The organism is Pseudoalteromonas sp. S1727 (assembly GCF_005886375.1).
Lineage (GTDB): Bacteria > Pseudomonadota > Gammaproteobacteria > Enterobacterales > Alteromonadaceae > Pseudoalteromonas > Pseudoalteromonas haloplanktis.
In genome coordinates, this window is record NZ_PNDT01000200.1 from 1 (window position 1) to 539 (window position 539).

General features: G+C 44.7%; 2 protein-coding genes. Both read left to right on the forward strand.

Annotated elements, in window-relative coordinates:
- A partial coding sequence (locus tag CWB85_RS21610) for a class II aldolase/adducin family protein (RefSeq protein WP_171039061.1) occupies window positions 1-397 on the forward strand: 397 nt, incomplete at its 5' end.
- Window positions 398-419: 22 nt separating this feature from the next.
- Window positions 420-539, forward strand: a 120-nt coding sequence (locus tag CWB85_RS21615) for a hypothetical protein (RefSeq protein ID WP_138555999.1), incomplete at its 3' end; no start/stop codon positions are given.

A 539-nucleotide genomic window follows, 5' to 3' on the forward strand; every position in this document is an offset into this window, starting at 1 on the left:
TGCATGGGCACAAGCAAAGCAAAGTATTCCATGTTTTGGGACTACGCACGCTGATTATGTGCACGGTGACATTACCTGCACTCGTGAGCTTACTGATGCGCAAGTAAATGGTGATTATGAGCTTGAGACCGGTATTCAAATTACCGATGCGTACAAAGACCGTGATCCGAAAGCGGCCCCTATGGTGATTGTGGCAGGACATGCACCGTTTACGTGGGGCAAAGATGCTGCGCAGTCTGTGTATCATGCTGCACTACTAGAAGAAATTGCTCGCATGGCTTACTTAACTCGCACCCTAGATCACAATGCCGGTGCACTTAAGAAGTCTGTGATGGATAAACATTATTTAAGAAAACACGGTAAAGATGCCTACTACGGCCAAAGTAACCGTGGCTAACAAGTACAAGAGGAATTTATATATGCCGTCGTCAATGAAAGAAGTATGGTTTGTAACTGGGTCACAACATTTATATGGCCCAAAAGTGTTAAACACTGTTGCAGATAATAGCGCTGCAATTGTTGCGGGTCTAAATAGCGAA